This is a genomic window from Neoakkermansia glycaniphila, from assembly GCF_900097105.1.
In the GTDB taxonomy this organism is placed as follows: Bacteria; Verrucomicrobiota; Verrucomicrobiia; order Verrucomicrobiales; family Akkermansiaceae; genus Akkermansia; species Akkermansia glycaniphila.
This window is the reverse complement of record NZ_LT629973.1, coordinates 1434073-1452223: the sequence shown is the minus strand read 5'-3', so window position 1 is coordinate 1452223 and position 18151 is coordinate 1434073. Positions and strand designations below refer to the sequence as shown.

At 60.1% G+C, this 18151-nt stretch carries 11 protein-coding genes and 1 other RNA gene; 4 read left to right on the top strand and 8 right to left on the bottom strand.

What is annotated here, in order from left to right:
* Positions 1–14: 14 nt before the first annotated feature.
* From PYTT_RS06075 to PYTT_RS06050, 6 genes are read right to left on the bottom strand one after another with little or no spacing between them, the layout of a single operon-like run.
* Positions 15–1394 (bottom strand): hypothetical protein, encoded by a 1380-nt coding sequence (locus PYTT_RS06075; RefSeq protein WP_067777539.1) that lies wholly within the window; start codon positions 1392–1394, stop codon positions 15–17.
* 43 nt (positions 1395–1437) lie between these two features.
* Positions 1438–2784, bottom strand: coding sequence for an NADase-type glycan-binding domain-containing protein (locus tag PYTT_RS06070; protein WP_067777538.1), 1347 nt, complete (start codon positions 2782–2784; stop codon positions 1438–1440).
* A gap of 21 nt (positions 2785–2805) precedes the next feature.
* Positions 2806–3717 (bottom strand): alpha/beta hydrolase, encoded by a 912-nt coding sequence (locus tag PYTT_RS06065; RefSeq protein ID WP_172801777.1) that lies wholly within the window; start codon positions 3715–3717, stop codon positions 2806–2808.
* Between the two features lie 34 nt (positions 3718–3751).
* Positions 3752–4666: an alpha/beta hydrolase gene (locus tag PYTT_RS06060; protein ID WP_141675885.1), complete on the bottom strand. Its 915-nt coding sequence runs from the start codon at positions 4664–4666 to the stop codon at positions 3752–3754.
* Between the two features lie 19 nt (positions 4667–4685).
* Positions 4686–6083, bottom strand: a complete 1398-nt coding sequence (locus tag PYTT_RS06055) for an alpha-L-fucosidase (protein ID WP_083076972.1) — start codon at positions 6081–6083, stop codon at positions 4686–4688.
* 55 nt (positions 6084–6138) lie between these two features.
* The gene (locus tag PYTT_RS06050) at positions 6139–7020 is read right to left on the bottom strand and encodes an HAD family hydrolase (protein ID WP_067777166.1); all 882 of its coding nucleotides are present in this window, start codon (positions 7018–7020) and stop codon (positions 6139–6141) included.
* A 31-nt stretch (positions 7021–7051) separates the two neighbouring features.
* Here PYTT_RS06050 and hrpA point away from each other — a divergent pair, with 31 nt between their 5' ends.
* The 3 genes from hrpA to PYTT_RS06035 all read left to right on the top strand — a co-directional run bounded on the left by hrpA (position 7052) and on the right by PYTT_RS06035 (position 13810).
* Entirely contained in the window at positions 7052–10864 is a 3813-nt protein-coding gene (gene hrpA, locus PYTT_RS06045) for an ATP-dependent RNA helicase HrpA (protein WP_172801776.1), read from the top strand.
* A gap of 41 nt (positions 10865–10905) precedes the next feature.
* Entirely contained in the window at positions 10906–12054 is a 1149-nt protein-coding gene (locus tag PYTT_RS06040; protein ID WP_067776004.1) for a hypothetical protein, read from the top strand.
* Between the two features lie 85 nt (positions 12055–12139).
* Positions 12140–13810 (top strand): SecDF P1 head subdomain-containing protein, encoded by a 1671-nt coding sequence (locus tag PYTT_RS06035; RefSeq protein WP_067776007.1) that lies wholly within the window; start codon positions 12140–12142, stop codon positions 13808–13810.
* A gap of 387 nt (positions 13811–14197) precedes the next feature.
* Here PYTT_RS06035 and ssrS read toward each other — a convergent pair.
* Together ssrS and cobA are read right to left on the bottom strand one after the other, a co-directional pair.
* A non-coding RNA gene (gene ssrS / locus PYTT_RS06030) (6S RNA) lies at positions 14198–14376 on the bottom strand.
* A 160-nt stretch (positions 14377–14536) separates the two neighbouring features.
* Entirely contained in the window at positions 14537–16054 is a 1518-nt protein-coding gene (gene cobA, locus PYTT_RS06025; RefSeq protein WP_067776010.1) for a uroporphyrinogen-III C-methyltransferase, read from the bottom strand.
* 698 nt (positions 16055–16752) lie between these two features.
* Between cobA and PYTT_RS06020 the strand changes: the two genes are divergently transcribed.
* A complete protein-coding gene (locus PYTT_RS06020) occupies positions 16753–18132 on the top strand; it encodes a porin (RefSeq protein ID WP_172801775.1) in 1380 nt (459 codons plus the stop codon).
* The last annotated feature ends 19 nt before the right edge of the window (positions 18133–18151 follow it).

The following is an 18151-nucleotide window of genomic DNA, read 5'->3' as shown; positions in this document are numbered from 1 at the left end:
TTCCGCTTCATACCTTAACGCTCCTGCCGGGCCGAGTCATCCTTTGACAATTCACGGTAGAAACGCATGTCGGACAGGCAGGTGATATCGTACACGCTGCCGGGTACGCTGTCCTTGATGATGAGTTGCACGGTTTCGGCCTTCAGCGGGCAATCTTTCAGCGATACCCACCTGCTGCCATCGTACCCCGGTTCAAAGCGAACCTGGCGTTTCCACGTCCCGTTGACGATGACTTCCATTTCCGTCACGCTGCCGTATTCGGGGAACAGGGATTCCAGCCCCCCGGCAATCGTGGGAGTACCGAAGCCCGGGCAAATGAAGAATCCGGCCAGTTTCTCCGGCTGCGGCAAGGTGACGGTGGCGGATTCGCCGCGCCCTTTCCCCGGCACGCCCCATACATGATACCACTGGCCTTCCCGCTTCGGATTATCCAGCATGTTTTCCGGTTCGAAGGCCAGCCCCGGAATGTCCACTTCGGGTACGGTTCCCTTTGCCTGCGAAGTGGCCGCTACAGCCATGCCTTCGACCGGCACGAACCGAACCGCAGCGCCATCCGCCCCCCGGACGATTTCGTCGCGGCGGCAGCTGTCGTTCATATCGTTTTCCGGATCGAGCGTGATTTCGATATCGTCCGCCTCTGTCGGCTCCAGATTCTCGAACGACCATTCCCACGCATGGTTGCGGCGTACGAAACGATGGGCGGGAGAGATCGCTACATCGTCCGCATCCACGGAGCGGGCCTTCACTGTCACCTTGCCCTTGCCGATCGGCCCATGCCAGAAGGATGCCGGGGAAAGGCGGTAAACCAGTTTCCTGTTCATGGCCGTATCTCCGGTGTATTCCACCAGATAGGGTACGCGGCACCGAATGCGGACTTTCACTTCCTCCTTCGGTGCGAAGTCCAGTTCGGAAACCATCCACCCCCGGCTCATTTCAGGCACAAAAGATTCTGTTGCCTGTTCATCCTCCGAATGTTTGGCGGGTTCGACGCGCCGCATCACTTCCCGGTAGCCTTCCTGAAAGCCGATAAACCGTACTCCCCGCGAGGAAATGCCGTACTCTTTCACGGCTTTGCCATTCAACGCTTCAACGGGAAAACCGAACCGGACGTATGCGGGGCGATCCGTCACGTTCCTCAGGCGGCAGGTTACCCGGATCTCCGCTCCGGACGTCCAGAGGTCGATGGACAGATCTTGCTCTTCCATCACTACGGGGGAAATTTCTTTCGTGACGGGAGAAAGGTTCTCATCGGAATCGCCGGCATCCGTGGAGAGGGGGAGAATCGCGCCGGAGCGAATGCCTTCCGACCACTCGCTCTGGGCAAGAGCCGGAGTTGCGGCCCACGAATACACCGCAGCCAACAGGCTGCACAAGATCATATTTTTCTGTTTCATCGATTGCAATACATGTTCTGGTTCATGAAGATGGGTAAGAGAATCAGCGCAGAGGAGTGATTTTCGGCTCTTTGGACAGTTTGCGGTACAACCGCAGATCGGACAGGCAGGTGACGTTATAGCCGCTGCCCGGGCTGCTTTGCCTGATGATGAAGCGTATCGTCCGCGCTTCCTCAGGGCAGGCATGCAGGGAAACCCAGCGGCTCCCGCCAGCTCCCGGCTCGAAGCGCACCTTGCGTTTCCATGTCCCGTTGACGACGACATCCATTTCTTCCACGCTTCCATATTGCCCGAAGGAAGGGGCTGTCTTCCGGTCGAATTCTCCGCCTCCTCTCTTGACTCCCGGGCAGAGGTAAAAGCCTGCCAACCGGCATGGGCGGTCGAGAGTCACCGTCACGGATTCGCCGATTCCCCTGCCCGGAACTCCCCAGACATACCATTTTCCGTCGTGCTTGTAATCCTGCGGAAGGTTCCGCACATTGAAGGTGATATCCCTTGCTTCCAGCCCCGGAATGTTGCCCGTTTGCGTGGCGGAAGCGGTGATGGAAATATCGTGCGCCAGAATGCTCTGGCCGTATTTGCGACCCTGGATGATGTAAGTTCCCCGGGGTTTTGCCTCCTCGACGTCGTGTTCTTCCCTGCCTCCGTCCAGATCGATCTTGATATCATCGGCCAGCGTCGGCTCCAGATCGGAGAACTCCCATACCCATGCGCCGTCTTTTCTTTTGAAACGATTGGCGGGAGACTCGATCCGCAGGTCATCCTCTTCCATGAACGGGGCGCGCACCGTGATCTTCCCTTTCAGGATCGGCCCGGCCCAGACGGCGGCGGAAGAAAGGCGGTAAACCATCCGCTTGCAGGAAGAGAAGACCCCGCTTCCATGCGTGCAGAAATGGGGTACATTGCACCGGATGCCAAGAGTCAAAGTCTCGTTCGGCGCAAAATCGAGTTCCGAAACCATCCAGCTCTGAATCGTTTCCGGCATGATGGAAACCATAACCCTTCCGTCCTGATCGGGCACCGAATCGTCGGCCTGTACAACTTCCCGGTGAGGCAGCGCCACACCTCGGGCAAGCACTTGATACCCGGATAATTTGTCGCCCGGACTGCTTTCCATGGGGAAGCCGAATCTTACCTTCACCGGTTCATTCCGCGTATTCCGCAGGCGGTAATCGACGCGTATCGACGCACCGCGCATACCGAGATCAATCTCCAGATTTTCCGTTTCCATCGCCACGGCGGCAATGTCTTCCATGTCGAAGGGGAGAATGGAACCGGATTTCGTTCCGTCGATGCTGTAGCCGCCTCCGTTGCCGAGGGCCGGCGAAGGCATCAGAAGGAGGGCGGCCACCAGAGGAGCCGCAAGTTTCAGAGAGTAGGGCAGGTTCATAGGGGAGGGGGAATGTTTGTTTTATTGCTTGAATTGTTTCAGCCATTTTTCGGCTTCCTGCGGCCAGGCATCGGTCGGTTTGTTCTGCTTCCGCATGCCGTAGCCGTGGCCGCCTTTCCTGTAAAGATGGTATTCCACAGGCACGCCTTTTTCCTGTGCGGCGCGCACCATGTCGAGACTGTTCAGCGCGGAGACGCCGTCATCGGCGGATTGCACGACGAACAAGGGAGGAGTCTGCCGCGTAACCTGCAGGTAGGGCGAGCATTTTTTGACCAGCTCCGCATCCTTCGCCTGCCCCAGAAGAGCATTCTTCGATCCTCCGTGGACATACGGCTTGTCCATGCTGATGACCGGGTAGATGAGCATGGCAAAGCCGGTGGCGGGAGATTCCTTGTCGATGGTATCTTTCGTCTCGCCCTGCACGTCGTCCTTCCACGTCGTCGCCAGAGCGGCCAGATGGCCTCCGGCAGAGAAACCGATCACACCGATTTTATTCGGATCGACGTTCCATTCCTTCGCATGCGCCCGCAGTGTACGGATGGCGCGGCGCGCATCCATCAGCTGGTGGGGAAATGCTTCGGGGTGTTTGCCGTCCGCACTGACACGGTACTTCACGGCCATGCCGACAAAGCCCTGCGATGCCAGCCAGCGGCCGATTTCCTCGCCTTCCTTGGCCAACGCCAGATTCTGGTACCCTCCGCCCGGAAAGATGCACACGGCAGGCCGCGGCTTGTCCGATTCCCCTTCGGGAAGGAAGACACGGTATTCAGGCAGGTGTACGTTGGTCACGTGTTCGGCATCCGGATAGTTTTCCGGAGGCATGGCGGCATCGTAGCCGGGCGTATTTTCCTTCGGCTGCCACAAGGGCTGCCATCCGGATTCCTGGGCAAAGGAGAGGGAAGCAAGCATGGTCAAAGCGATGAGTGTTTTCATTTGGAAGGGTTGGCGTTGTGGAGTCGGGAAGCGTTCAGTTTTCGGGTTTGAACTGTTTGAGCCACTGCTCCGCCGCCTGAGGCCAGGCATCGGTCGGCTTGTTCTGCAGGCGCACGCCGTAGCCGTGACCGCCCGTGCGGTACAGATGGTATTCCACAGGCACGCCCTTTTCCTGCGCAGCGCGTACAATGTCCAGGCTGTTCAGCGGGGACACGAAATCATCTGCCGACTGGACGACGAAAAGCGGCGGTGTTTGCTCCGTAACCTGACGGTCGGGGGACACACGCGCCATGCCTTCGCCCTGCACATATTGCTGCGGGAACAAGCCTTTCAGCGAACTGTGCGTGTACGGCCTGCCCATGCTGATCACGGGGTAGATGAACATGCCGAAGTTGACGGCAGGCGATATCTTGTCGATCGCGTCATCCGTCTCTCCCTCGAGCGGCCCCGTCCACGTCGTCGCCAGCGCGGCGAGATGGCCTCCGGCGGAGAAACCGATCACGCCGATTTTATCCGGGTCGATATTCCATTCCTTCGCGTGAGAGCGCACGGTGCGGATGGCGCGGCGGGCATCCATCAGCTGGCGGGGAAATCTTTCGGGATGTTTCGGATCGGAACTGACCCGGTATTTCACCACGATGGCGGCGATACCCTGCTTGTTCAGCCACCCCGCGAGTTCCGAACCTTCGAGATCCAGCGCCAAAATACAGTACGCCCCGCCAGGGAAGATACACACGGCAGGCATCGGCTTGCCGGGACGGCCTTCAGGAAGATAAAGGCTGTAGGCGGGCATGTGGATGCTCGTGGTGCGCTCGGCATCCAGCTTGTACTCCGCAGGAGCGGCGGCATCGTAACCGGGCGTATTTTCCTTCGGCTGCCACAAGGGCTGCCATCCGGATTCGCCAAAAGCCGTTCCCATCATCAGCAAACACATCAATACAGCTTTCACGGAATTCAGTATATCTTTTTTACTGGCGCATGGGAAGCACTTCTCCCTTGCCTGCAAGTTTGACGACCGTTGCACAGGGCATCATGCGGATTTTCGAGACATCCAGCACGGTTCCGCCTTCCTCCTGCCGCACAGGCACGGACGAGCTGTCAGCCAGAGCCTGAGCCGAAGGAGAGCCCTGCATGGCATAAGGAAGCTTCAGGATGCCGTCCTTCGGCATCTCGTACATGATGAGGTAAAGCGCATCTCCCTTTCCGGTGACCACGCCCCACGGGAACGGCTCGGCGAACGGACTCGCCGTCGTACCGTAGATGGCCTCCTGATTGATCTTCATCCATGCGCCGATGGCCTGAAACAGGCGAACCGATTCTTCCGGAATGCTGCCGTCCGCCTTCGGCCCGAGATTCAGCAGGAAATTGCCACCCCGGCTGACGGTGTCCGCCAGTTGCCGGACGAGAACTTCGGGCGTCTTCCAGTCGTTATTGGTCGCTGAATAGCCCCATGTGCCGTTCAGCGTCATGCAGGCTTCCCAGTCGCCACGCACGCCCTTCTCGGGAATATAGTGTTCGGGCGTGGTGAAATCGCCCTTTTCGCGAGCCGTGGCAGTCATCGGCCCGTGGTCCTTGACCGTAGCCGCATCGTAAAGCCGGTTGTTCATGACAACCTGCGGGTGCTTGTCCCTGACCATGCGCAGCAAATCGGACGCACCCCATGCTTCGTCACCCTGAAATCCCCGGGAACTGAAATCCCACCAGATCAGATCGACTGCTCCGTAGTTCGACGTCAACTCACCGATTTGCCGTTTCAGGAAAGCCTTGTAGGCATCATGATTGCCGAAACGGTGGGTTTTCAGATTGCCGGAAGGATACGAGATGCCGCGCGACAGGGCGAGCTTGCCGTCATAGTCGGGATGGTGCCAATCCAGCAGGGAATAATAGTAGCCCGTTTTGATGCCGTTTGCCCGGCATGCTTCGGCATATTCCTTCACGATATCGGCTCCTGTTGCCTTCACGCTGTTGAACTCGCTCGCCTTCGAATCAAACAGGGCAAAGCCTTCATGGTGCTTGCTCGTCAGGACGATGTATTTGCATCCGGCATCCCGGGCCAGCTCGACCCATGCCTTGGCGCAACCGCGCTGCGGCTTGAACAGCGGGAGAGCCTTGGCCGCGTAGCTGTCGCTGTCGAGGCCGGCCATGTTCTGTATCCACTCCACGCAGCCGTCATACTTCCTGCCGTCGACCTCACCGGCCAGCCCGGAATACAACCCGTAATGGATGAACATACCGAATTTTCCGTCGCGCCACCATTGCATTCTGCCATCCCGCTCCTGCTCCGTTTCAGCTGGCGCCGCATGCAGCATGCTTGCCGAGGCGACCGCCACAACAACCGATTTCAATAGATGAGATATTGTAGACATACCATCATACTACGCACATGGCTATCATGTTTTATCATTGATTGAAATAAAACGATCAATAGATCTTGGGCGCGGAATACAGGGATTCCTCCACCGTGCGGCGGCGCGATTCCAGAATGCCGTGGGCGACCGTGCGCACGATCTCTTCAAGAATGAGCGACAGATGGCTGCCTTCGCGGTAGTCCGCCGGAGCAAAGAAATCGACCCGGTGCGAATCCGCCTTCAAGTGGAAGCATTTGCGGAAGCTGGCGCCCGTCAGGTCGTCCGCATTGTACACGGCGACGGTGTGGCCGCCCTGCGCACGCATCACGGTGAAGCACGGCACATCCGTCGGCCCGTCGCCGATGTAGATCATGTGCTTGAAGGGAATGGGGCGCATATCTTCCGGCATGTGGTCGTTCACGTCCTGCGTGTAGTCCAGCATCCCCTTGTTGATGCGGAAGAGGAACTGCGTCTTTGTCGTATGGGAAATCACGCGCTTCGGAAAGTCGATGCAGCCATCCCGCTCGCTGAACTCGCAGCCGAACACCGCCTTCAGATGCGGGCGGATGGAAGAACCGTCGATAATCGCCTTGAGGCCGGAAGAAACGATATAATATTCGAGTTTCAGCCCGGCAGCCTTGTGATCGTCCAGCAGGGCGCGCTGCTCGAACTCGGAAAAGAACTCGGGAATCCCGTTGAAATAGGTCAGCTTCTGCCCAAGGCGCATCAGATCCGCATTGCTCACGCCGTCCAGCCGCAGCTCGTCCAGCAGCTCCTTCAGATAGCTCAGCTCCCCGTCCCAGCCTTCCTCCGCGCTGCGCCTGTTGCACTTCTTCCAGAACTCCGGCGCGGAAATGCCGAACTCGGGGAACACGGTATCCTCCTGCATGTTATGCGGACTGAGGGTCTGGTCGTAATCGAAAATCAGAGCAATGGTATTCTGGGGGACGGACATTTTCTCCTCCAGTTTCTCACAAACGCGCCCGGTGTCAACCGGAAAAGCCGCCTTCGCCATCGAATCCGCCCCGCACCCACCATGCGCCAAGACGCACGCGAGGCTTGCGCCCCAGCCTTGCAGCCAGTACGATAGGCCGCCGATGCCGCCCGAATTCGCCTATCCCGACCTCCCCATCGCCCGCCACCGGCAGGCGATCGCGGATGCGTTGCGGCAGCATCAGGTCGTCGTCGTCGTCGGGGAAACGGGCTCCGGCAAAACCACCCAGCTCCCCAAGATCGCCCTCGAAGTGGCCGGAGACCGCCGGGGCATCCTCGGCTGCACGCAGCCCCGCCGCCTTGCCGCCGTCGCCGTTGCGCGGCGCATCGCGGAAGAAGTCAAATGCCCGCTGGGCGGTTACGTGGGCTACCAGGTGCGCTTCGACGAAAAATGCAACGAGGAAACCCGCCTCAAGCTGATGACGGACGGCATCCTGCTGGCCGAAACGCAGACCGACCGCGACCTCCGCAAATACCACACCATCATCCTCGACGAAGCCCATGAGCGCAGCCTCAACATCGACTTCCTCCTCGGCTACCTCAAACTCCTCCTGCAGCGCAGGCGCGACCTCAAACTCATCATCAGCTCCGCCACCATGGACGCGGGCAGCTTCGCGGAATTCTTCGACGGCGCACCCGTCGTCAGCGTCGAAGGCCGCACCTACCCCGTGGACATGCACTACATGCCGCCGCGCAACGAACAGGAGGAACTGCCCGAACACGTCGCCCGCGCCGTCCACTGGCTCAGCAGCATGGACAACCGGGGGGACGTCCTCGTCTTCCTGCCCGGCGAACGCGAAATCCGTGAAGTCGCCGACAAACTCGCGGGAGAAAACCTCCCCCGCACCGCCATCCTCCCCCTCTTCGCCCGCCTCGGACTGGCGGAACAGCAGCGCATCTTCCAGCCCAAGGGCGGAGAACGCCGCATCGTCCTCGCCACCAACGTCGCCGAAACCTCGCTGACCATCCCCGGCATCATCTACGTGATCGACAGCGGCCTCGCCCGCCTCAGCCGCTACAGCCCCGCCCGGCAGGTACAGCGGCTCCAGATCGAAGAAATCTCGCAGGCCAGCGCACGCCAGCGCGCCGGGCGATGCGGCCGCGTCTGCGAAGGCGTCTGCATCCGCCTGTACAGCGAAGAAAACTGGGAAGAACGCCCCCCCTTCACCGACCCGGAAATCCGGCGCAGCGCCCTCGCCGGAGTCATCCTCCGCATGGCGGACCTGAACCTCCCGCCCCTCTCCGAATTCCCCCTGCCCGACCCGCCCTCGCCCAAACTCATCAACGAAGGCTACCGCACCCTGCGCGAAATCGGCGCCTTCGACAAGAAAAAAGACCTCACCCCCATCGGCCACCAGCTCGCACGCCTCCCCATCGACCCCCGCCTCGGCCGCATGCTGCTGGAAGCCAACCATGAAAAAGCGCTCGCCGAACTCCTCGTCATCGTCTCCGGCCTCAGCATCATGGACCCGCGCGAACGCCCGAGCGACTGCGCCGACAAGGCAGACGCCGCCCAGGCCAAATGGCGGCACGAAGACAGCGACTTCCTCGGCATGCTCCTCCTCTGGCAGGACAGCCTCGCCTACAGGGAAGGCCGCCAGTGGCGGCGCAACCAACTCCGCAAATGGTGCTCCGCCAACTTCCTGAACATGCCGCGCATCCTCGAATGGCACAACCTGCATGAAGACCTCTCGCGCCTTCTCAGGGAAAGCCTCCGCTGGAAACCATCCCCCCTCGGCAGCACGCCCGAAACGCAGGCCACTCCGGCCATGATCCACCGCTCCATCCTCGCGGGCGGTCCCCTCCTCTTCGGCATCTGGAAACCGGAAGAAAAACTCTACCGCGGAGCCGGAGGCCGCAACTTCGGCATCTTCCCCGGCTCCGGCATGTTCCGCCGCAACAAACGCTCGGAATGGATCATGGGCGTCGAACTCGTCGAAACCACCCGCCTGTGGATGCGCCGCTGCGCCGTACTCGACCCCGCATGGGTCGAACAGATCGCCCCGCAGCTCTGCACCTGCCACGCCTACGACGCCGCTTGGGACCAGCAGGCCGGAGCCGTCTACGCCAAAGAACGGGTCAACTGCGGCGGCCTCGTCCTCATCGACGGGCGCCGCATCCACTACGGCAGGCACTACCCCAAAGCCGCCCGCGAAATCATGATCCGCGAAGGCATCCTGCAAAACCGCCTCCGCGACACCCCTCCCTTCCTCCAACACCTCGCCGACCTCCGCGAAGAAATCGAACTCGTCGAATACAAACTCCGCCGCCGGGGGCAAATCTGGTACGAAGACGGCGCCTTCGACTGGCTCGACCGCACCATCCCGCAAAACATCTGCACCGAAAAAGCCCTTCGCCAGTGGCGCGACAAGGAAGAAAAGCAGAACCCGGAAATCCTCTTCGTCCCGCGAGACGAAGCCATGTACCACTTTGAAGACGAATCTCTTCTCGGCGAATTCCCCGACACCCTCGCACACGCCGGCAACGAATACTCCGTCTACTACAACGACGATCCCGGCTCTGCGGACGACGGCGTCACCCTCGGCCTCCACATCGAACAGCTCCGCGACTTCCCCGACTGGCTCCCCGGATGGGGCGTACCCGGCCACCTCGCCCGGCGCGCGGAATGCCTGCTCCGCAGCCTCCCGAAAGACATCCGCGTCTTCCTGCAACCCATCACCCAAAAGGCGGAATACTTCGCCGAACTCTGGAACGGAGTCGAACGCGAAGAAAGCCTCGCGGATGCCCTCTCCGAATTCGTCGAAACCGAAACGCGCCGCCCCTGCCGCCCCGATGCCTTCGACTTCTCGCGCCTCCCCGCCGAACTCGTCACCAAAATCTGGGTCTGCGACGACGAAGGCAACGAACTCGCCCTCGGCACGGACATCGCCGCCATCCGCCAAAGGCTGCAACCCCTCCTCGACAAACAATTCGCCAGCGCCGCCGTCCGCGAATTCCCCCGCACCGGCATGACCAAATGGGACTGCGGCGACCTGCCCTCTTCCGTACAGCTCGGCACCGCCGAAGGCTACCCCGCCCTGCAGGACGGGCGAGAATGCGTCAAAATCCACGTCTACCCGCGCCGCAGGCAGGCCGAGGACGCCCACCGCCACGGCATCATCCGCCTCCTCCAGTTCCGCCACGGCGACTTCGTCAACCACCTGCGGAAAAAATTCCCTCTCGGACTCGAAGGAAAGCTCGCCCTCTCCACCCTCGGCCAACAGCCGAAAAACAACCTCGAAGACCTCGTCCACGTCACCATGGAAGGAGCCGTCGGCACCCCGCTGCCCCGCACCGCCGAAGCCTTCGACGCTGCCTGCATCCGCCTCCGCGAAAACCTCTTCGACATCGCGAAAACCACCGCACGCCTCTGGGACAGCCTCGCCATCACGGACGCCCTCGTCCGCGAATACTGCCTCACCGCACGCGCAAGCCGCCACACCGAACCCATCGCCCGCGACCTTGAAAACCAGCTTGCCTGGCTCATGCGCCCCCGCTTCCTGATGAGCACGGGCTACAACCGCCTGCCGGACCTCGACCGCTTCCTGCGCGGCATCCGCGACCGCCTCCAGCGCATCGCCCAGCAACCCGTCGCCCGCGAACTCGAACGCATGCAGCAATTCGCCCCCCTTGCCGCCCCCTACCTTGCCGCCCTGCCCGCCCACGCGCAGGATCCCGAATGGATCGACCACGGCTTCATGCTCGAAGAATACCGCCTCACCGTCTTCGCTCCCACTCTCGCCGTCAAAGGCCGATCCTCCGTCAAAAAACTGGCGGACTCCTTCGCCGCCCTGCCGAGGTCGTAACAGCGGCTTGACATCCCTCATGCCTCACCTATATTGGAGGCATGAGTACCTCTACCCGCGTTCTCTGCCTCCTGCCGGCGCTATGGCCGGCCATCACCCTCGGCGAACCATCCGCACCCGCAGGACAATCCTGCCCGGCCCCTTCAGGAAAAAGTACGGTTCCTGCACAGATGGCCTCCATCTCTCCCGGCGAAAAACCCCTCTCGCTCATCCTCGAAGCATGGGACAACGACGGCAAGCCCATCTCCGACCAAAAGGCAATAATGGAATGGATTCGGCTGCGCCTCGCACTGGCGGGAACACAACCGGATAGCATCGCCATCCTCCCGGAAGGCGGGCACGGCGTGCGCGTACAGCTTCGCGGCGAAGCCATGCAACAGGCCGACAATCTGGAATCGTATCTTTGCCACCCCGGCCCCTTCCGGATACTCCCCGTCCATCCCGACAATGATGTTTTGCTCGCAACCGGTATCGTGCGCAACATGCCCGGCAATGCTCGAATCATGCTGCAAACCAATCCGAACGGCAAGCTTGCTTCGGAAATCATCGTTCAAACGGATATGGAACCGGAACGGCGATTCATCAGGCAACTCCATTCTCACGAGAGCCCAATCCTCAAAATCACCACTCAGCCGGATATTTACGGGAACAATATCACGATCATCACTCTCTGCCACATTCATCGCTGCTGGTCACCTCCTCCCATCGTACTCTGCCCATTTCCCGAGCTCTGTCTATTTCCCAATGAGCCCGAAATCAACTGGATCGTACCCAACTCCCCGTTCCCCCATGATACGCGCACGGAATATGATCCGCTTACGGAACCCAGACTGCCCATGCACGATGCGTATGCGGAAGATTTCATCATCACCAGACACAACATCGCAAAAGCCTGCGTCGATCAACAGGATCCAACCCGCATCCTCATTACCCTGACCCCGGCCGGGCGGCTCAAGCTGCAACAGTACAAGGATCTCATGAATCCCGCGGTAACCCGGCTGGCCTTCGTCATGGATAACCGGATCATCGCCACGCCGAACCTTCCCGGCAACCCCGACAAAGAACTCTCCTTCGCGCTGAACACGCCCCAACAAACCGCACAAACGGCGCAATGGCTCTCGTCCAAAAACATTCATTTGGTTCGGGTCGATCATCAGAAAAATTCCCAACCAACTTCAACCGCCGAATAATCCCGCCTCCGTTTACCATCCTTCGCCGGCTGGAAGCCCTGTTTCCGGCTTGACGCATCCGCACTTCCCCTCTATCCTGCACGAGATGAAACCCTCTACCCTCCTTCTCGGCCTCATTCTGCCGTTTCTTCCGCTTTCCTCGTACGCCGCCACGGAAACAGCCCGACAGCAGGAACAGAAACCGGAAGACAATGCCTCCGGACAAATCGCCACATTCGTCCTGAAATTCGAGCCGTCCAGCCTCGCCGCCTTCCTTGAAGCGGAAAAGACCGCTCCGTCCGACCCTATCATGGAGGGATTCATGAAGGATGAATACCCCAATACCGCCCTGCACAGCGCCGTCATCTTCCTTCGTGACTATCGTACCGTCATCCTGCACATGGCCCATCCCGATGCCCACATCGACAAGTACAGCATCGCATATCCTGAAAAGGAACTTGTCCGCATCCGGTTTTCCGGCAGCATGGCGAAACATGCGGGCCAATGGTGCCGCATGTTTCTGGAACCTCCCTCGCTGGAATTGCTGCGCCTGCATCCGGACAACGAGGCTCTGCTGGCCGACCGCAACGATTCGAGGGAAATCCGGCACATTCCCGAAGGCTACCGCCTCATCAGCGGCAACGGTTCTCGGCACTTTCTGGTTGAAACACCGGAAACGGCAAAAAAACACGGCCGTTATCTCTCGGAAACCGATGTCCGGGATGCAGGGCCATGTTTCTTCTGGCGCGGATTCTACATCAATTTGACTCCGGGCGGAGCCTCCAAAATGGACAAGCTGATTCAGGACGCGAAAACAGATCGTTTTGCCATCGTCCTCAACAACTATGTTCTGGCCGCTCCGAAAGCACGCCTACTCCCCGAGGGATTCCTCTATATGCCCGACTCCTCTTTGAACCGGGAAATGACTCTGCTCCACGGCCTCTATTCACCGAAGAATCGCCACGCGAACAGCCTCCGGTTCACCATTGAGCAGGAACCCGTATTCACCACCATACGGGATGAAGATGCCATTTTCACATGGGACGGGAAACCGTTGCCCGGCGAACAGGCTTCCTCCTTCGTGCTGAAAACCACGGGCGGCGATTCCGACGACGGCACGCGGCAGGAGGATGCGCTCCAATGGGTCAAGCTGCGCCTCTCCTGCGATGCCGGGCTCCAGGACAACATCGCCGTGCAACCGGAAGGCAGGGACGGACTTCGCATCCTGTTGCGGCGCGATGCTGCCGGAAAGGCCGACTCCTACATGGCCGCCCTGCTCGACAGCCCCCTCGTCGCCCTGCTGCGCGTCCATCCGGACAACGAGGCCCTGCTGGCCGATCGCGACGCGCAGGGCAAACCCCGCGCCATCCCGGAAGGCTATCGCGTGATGAACCACGTCTTCGCGGATGAAAACGACAATCAGCACATCCAGCCTCTCGTCGTGGAAACGCCGGAGCATGCGGAAAAAAGCGGCCTGCTCATCACAAACGCGCACATGGCCGAGGCCCATGCGGATTACCAGCGCTGGGGCCATGTCAATGTGACGCTCAGCGAAGACGGAGGGCAAATCATGCGGCGGCTCACACAACCGATGGAAAAAGGCCGCGCCCGCATCGCCATCGTCTGCATGGGGCGCGTCGTTTCCACCCCCATCGTACAGGATGTACTCTACAAAGAGTTCTCCATCTCCGGACTCGACGCCATCAACGAGGCGAACAGGCTCGTCCGCCTCATCCGGCTCGGCAATATCCGCTTCACGTCCGAACCCGGCAAATAAAGCGGGAAGCGCAGCCCCTGCCTTGCCCCTCCCACGCCGCCGCAGCAGGAGGATTATTTGCCTTCTGCCTCTCCTGCCTTGCAGAACTGCACACGCAGCGGCTCCCTGGCCGAAGCGGTAAAATCAGCAATACGATCCTCCCATTCCCTTGCCGACCGCACGGGCAACGCCTGATCCCACACCGCGCCCAGATACCAGACGATTTATTCAGCGTTCCGCGTATCCGGTACAGCTTCGCAAACACAGGCCGGGATCAGAACCATCATCACCGCGCTTTTCCATCCTCCGGGCAAATACGTATGCTGAACCAGAATTCATCATCAACGCACGAAAACACCGGTCTCTTTCAAGAAAAGGCAGCATTCCTTCCAAACAACGAACCGCAAAAAAAACACCGCTGTGCCGTCATGGCTTTGAGTCACGTTCCCGTACTCAGTAAGTGGGCGCCGCGTCGCATTCTCTGAAGTATCCTCAAGGGACGGTTCATTAAACCCGAATCTTTGGCTCCCTTGTATGTTCATTAACGGTCCGGACCATGTAACCATTCACGAACACAGCAGCTGATGATGTATATACCGTATTTGCGGCAACAATGCAAGTCTTTTCGAGGTTTTCCGAACCATGCCCGCTAACCGATAGCATACATGCCTGCCGCCATGCAAAACGGGCCGCAGGGATATTTTCCGCAGCGGCCCGCATGGTTCGGAACAAACTGTTCCTTCCGTATTACTTGAGTTTCCTGATGGCGGCCACGAGTCCGGGAATATCGTGTTCCTTCGCCTCGGCGGCAGGCTTGAGACCGTTCTCGTGCAGAGTCGCGGTCGTGATGGGGCCGATGCTGACGATCTTGCATGTATCGGGAAGAGGAATTCCGAGAGCCAGGAAATTCTCTACCGTGCTGGAACTGGTGAAGGTGATGATATCCGCGCCTTCTTCGCGCAGCCTTGCCTGCGCACCCGTCGTATCTTCGGTCTCGGGTACCGTGTTGTAGGCAAGGCACTCGTCCACGATCGCCCCGGCGGCGGAAAGCTCGCGGGCGATGACTTCGCGCGATTTCTCGCCGTGTACCCACAGCATCGTCGTATGCTCGATGCCGCGCACACGCTCCTTCTGCCGGGCAAACTCCTTGACGAGTTCTTCCGCGACGGCCTTTTTCGGCATGATGTCGGTAGCGAGTCCATGCGCCTTGAGAGCGGCTTCCGTCGCCTTGCCGATGGCAGCGATGCGTGCGCCGCCGATGCAGCGGATATCGCTGTACACGGCAAAGAACGCCTCGAAGAAACGTTTCACGCCGTTCGGGCTGGTAAAGATCAGCCAGTCATACGTGTGGCAATCGACGACGCTCTCGGCAAAGGCCTGCCGGTCGCTGGGGTCGGTGATGCGGATGGTCGGCAGTTCGATCACATCCGCGCCGAGTTCGCGCAGCTGGCGGCTCAATCCGCCGATCTGCTCGCGCGTGCGCGTCACGACGATGCGCTTGCCGAAAAGGGGCAGCTTCTGGTACCAGTCGAGCTTCGAGGCTTCCTTCACCACATCGCCGATCACAACGATGGCGGGCGCACCCAGCCCGGTTTTCTCCGCCTTGTCGGCCAGAGTGCCCACCGTACCCGTCACGCTGCGCTGGCGACCCGTCGTCGCCCACTGGATCACGGCGGCGGGCGTGCTCTTCTTCTGCCCTGCCTCGACGAGGCGGGCCAGCGTTTCCCGGAGGCTGCTCATGCCCATCAGCATGACCTTCGTGCCCTGTGCGCGGGCAATGCCTTCGACATCCAGAGTACTTTCGCCCTTGTCCGGATTCTCATGCCCGGTGAACACGGTGAACTGCGTGCAGTATTCCCGGTGCGTCACGGGTATACCCGCGTAGCCCGGCCCCGCGATGGCGGAGCTGATGCCGGACACCACTTCAAAGGGCACCTTTTCCGCGGAGAGCACATCGGCCTCTTCACCGCCGCGTCCGAAAACGTAGGGATCACCGCCCTTGAGGCGGACGACGCATGCGTATTGCTTCGATGTCTCGACGAGTAATCTGTTGATGTCCTCCTGCGCCATCGCATGCCGGGAAGCGCGCTTGCCCACATACACGCGCACGCAGGAAGGCTTGCTCCACGCCAGAATCTCGGGCGCGACGAGAGCGTCGTACACGAGGCAGTCGGCGCGTTCGACAAGCTCCTTGCCGCGCAGAGTCATCAGGGAGGGATCGCCGGGACCGGCGCCGAGCAGGTAAACTTTTCCTTGTGTCGTCATGGCTGGTTTTATGATACCCCATCTATACCACCGGGAAGCAAGGAAAGCGATTCTTTTCAAAGTCAGCGCAGCGTTTCCGGCGAGGCCCGTCCGTACCGAAAAGCGCACCCGCACGGCAAAAGAAAGACGCGAAAACCGCACCCCGAACAAGCGGAGAATCCGGGCAGGAGAACAGGAACCCCCACTCCTCCTCTCGCCGATACACACCAGACCACGCCGCGCCACACCGCCTCCACCACATCGGCACTCCGGCGCACGCGGTGCAGACCGTACCGACATTCCTCCCCGGCCATTGGCGCGATGGGGGAGGGCGACTCGTTTTGTTCCACGTGGAACTTTTTACCCGGACGGCAGAATACGCCACACGTCACACTCTCCCACGCTCCCCGTCTTGCGCTCACCCACTGCCATTCCCCCCCCCCTTTGAACCCACTCATTTTCTCTTTTGCGAATCATTTGATGCATAAACACCATTTTTTACCCGAATTTGCCCGAATTCACCGCCTTTTATCACTTACATACCCATATTCTCATATCATTTGATCCGCATTTTCGATGCTTTTTCAGCCGTTTTGGCGCAATTTCCGCATTATGGTACGCCAAATCCGTGTTCCACGTGGAACATTTCAGATTTTCCCTTCCCTGCCGCCGCCAGATGGTGTATGGTCGCGCACGACGAACGACCTCTCACCTGTTCCATGCAACGCACGCACCTCTCCCATCTCCGCCGCCTTCTCCCCGCACTGCCTCTCATCGGCTCCGCCCTCGCCGGGGAAGCCTCCCTGCCCGCCCTCTCCGCCGGGGCCGGCAATCAGGCCATCTCGAAAGCATCCGTTCCGGCGAATGGGAACACTGCCCTGTGCTCGCAGGTGAAGGAATATTTCCATTGGTTCGATGCCAAACGCGACCATTTGGAGAACCCCGTGATTCAGGATTTCAGGGTCACACTCTGCGCCCAGTATCAGGGCGCCTATCTCGACCCCGCCGGGGGCGGGCAACGCGTGCGCGGCTGTAACGACGGAAACAGCCGCCGGGGGAATCTGGAATGGCGCCGCCTGTACCTCGGATGCTCCGCCAAGCTGTTCGACAGATTCACGTTCGTGAACAACTGGGAGATCGGCGGCGTGAATACGCGCTACCGTTACACATCCGACAACTGGGATGCACCGTCTCAACACTGGATGCTCTTCGAGTTTTACCTGAAGTCGGAACTCGGCAGCCGCGACACTCTTTATATAGGCAAGATCAAGCCCGGCTACACGGGCGAGTACAGGCTCTCCTCATCCGCCATCGAAACGATCGAACGTTCCGCGCTGGTGAACCAGCTGAGCGCATATATGAATTACGGCATCGAATGGCGGCACAATGCGGAGCCGTGGAAAAACTGCCGATCGTCGGGAGGGGCGGCACCCTTTACCGAACGCTTCGGCTGGCAGACGGGCGTGTACCTGAACGGCAACGACGGCCCCGGCTCCGGGCAGTCGCGCATCGAACCCGTCTTCAATTCCTCGACGGGTTGCTTCACCGCCCTTTCCCTCATCTATGCAGCGGATGCGAACAACCGATTCCATCTGGACTGGACCCACGAGTTCACGGATGTGGCCTCCCCTTCCCCATTCTGCTATCAGGGTATGGGTGCAGTGGACGTGCTGGCCTTCACACACACTTATACGGACGGCCGCTTCGAGCTGATGAGCGAAGCCATGGCCGGCTTCAACACCATCGGCCTCGATAAAAAGAGAGCCGAAGGCGGCAACAACGTATTCGGCCTCGCCTTCATTCCCACTTACCGCATCGGCGAACGAACACAGGCCGTCTTCCGCTACCAGTGTTCGTTCGGGCGAAACGGCGTTCGCTCCGACCTCCGTTACTACGGCACGAATGCGGATTACTCCCCTGTCAGCGATGCCCTGCACGGCGTGTACGCCGGGATGAACTTCTTCCTCTGCCCCGCCAGCCCCCATCAGACGAAGCTGATGGTCGGCACGGAATATATCTACTCGCGCGGGCGCGATGCCGTGGGCGACAAGGGCTTCACCGGATGGCAGTACATGGCGGCCGTGCGTGCATCGTTCTGACCGGCGCCGCGCAAACGCC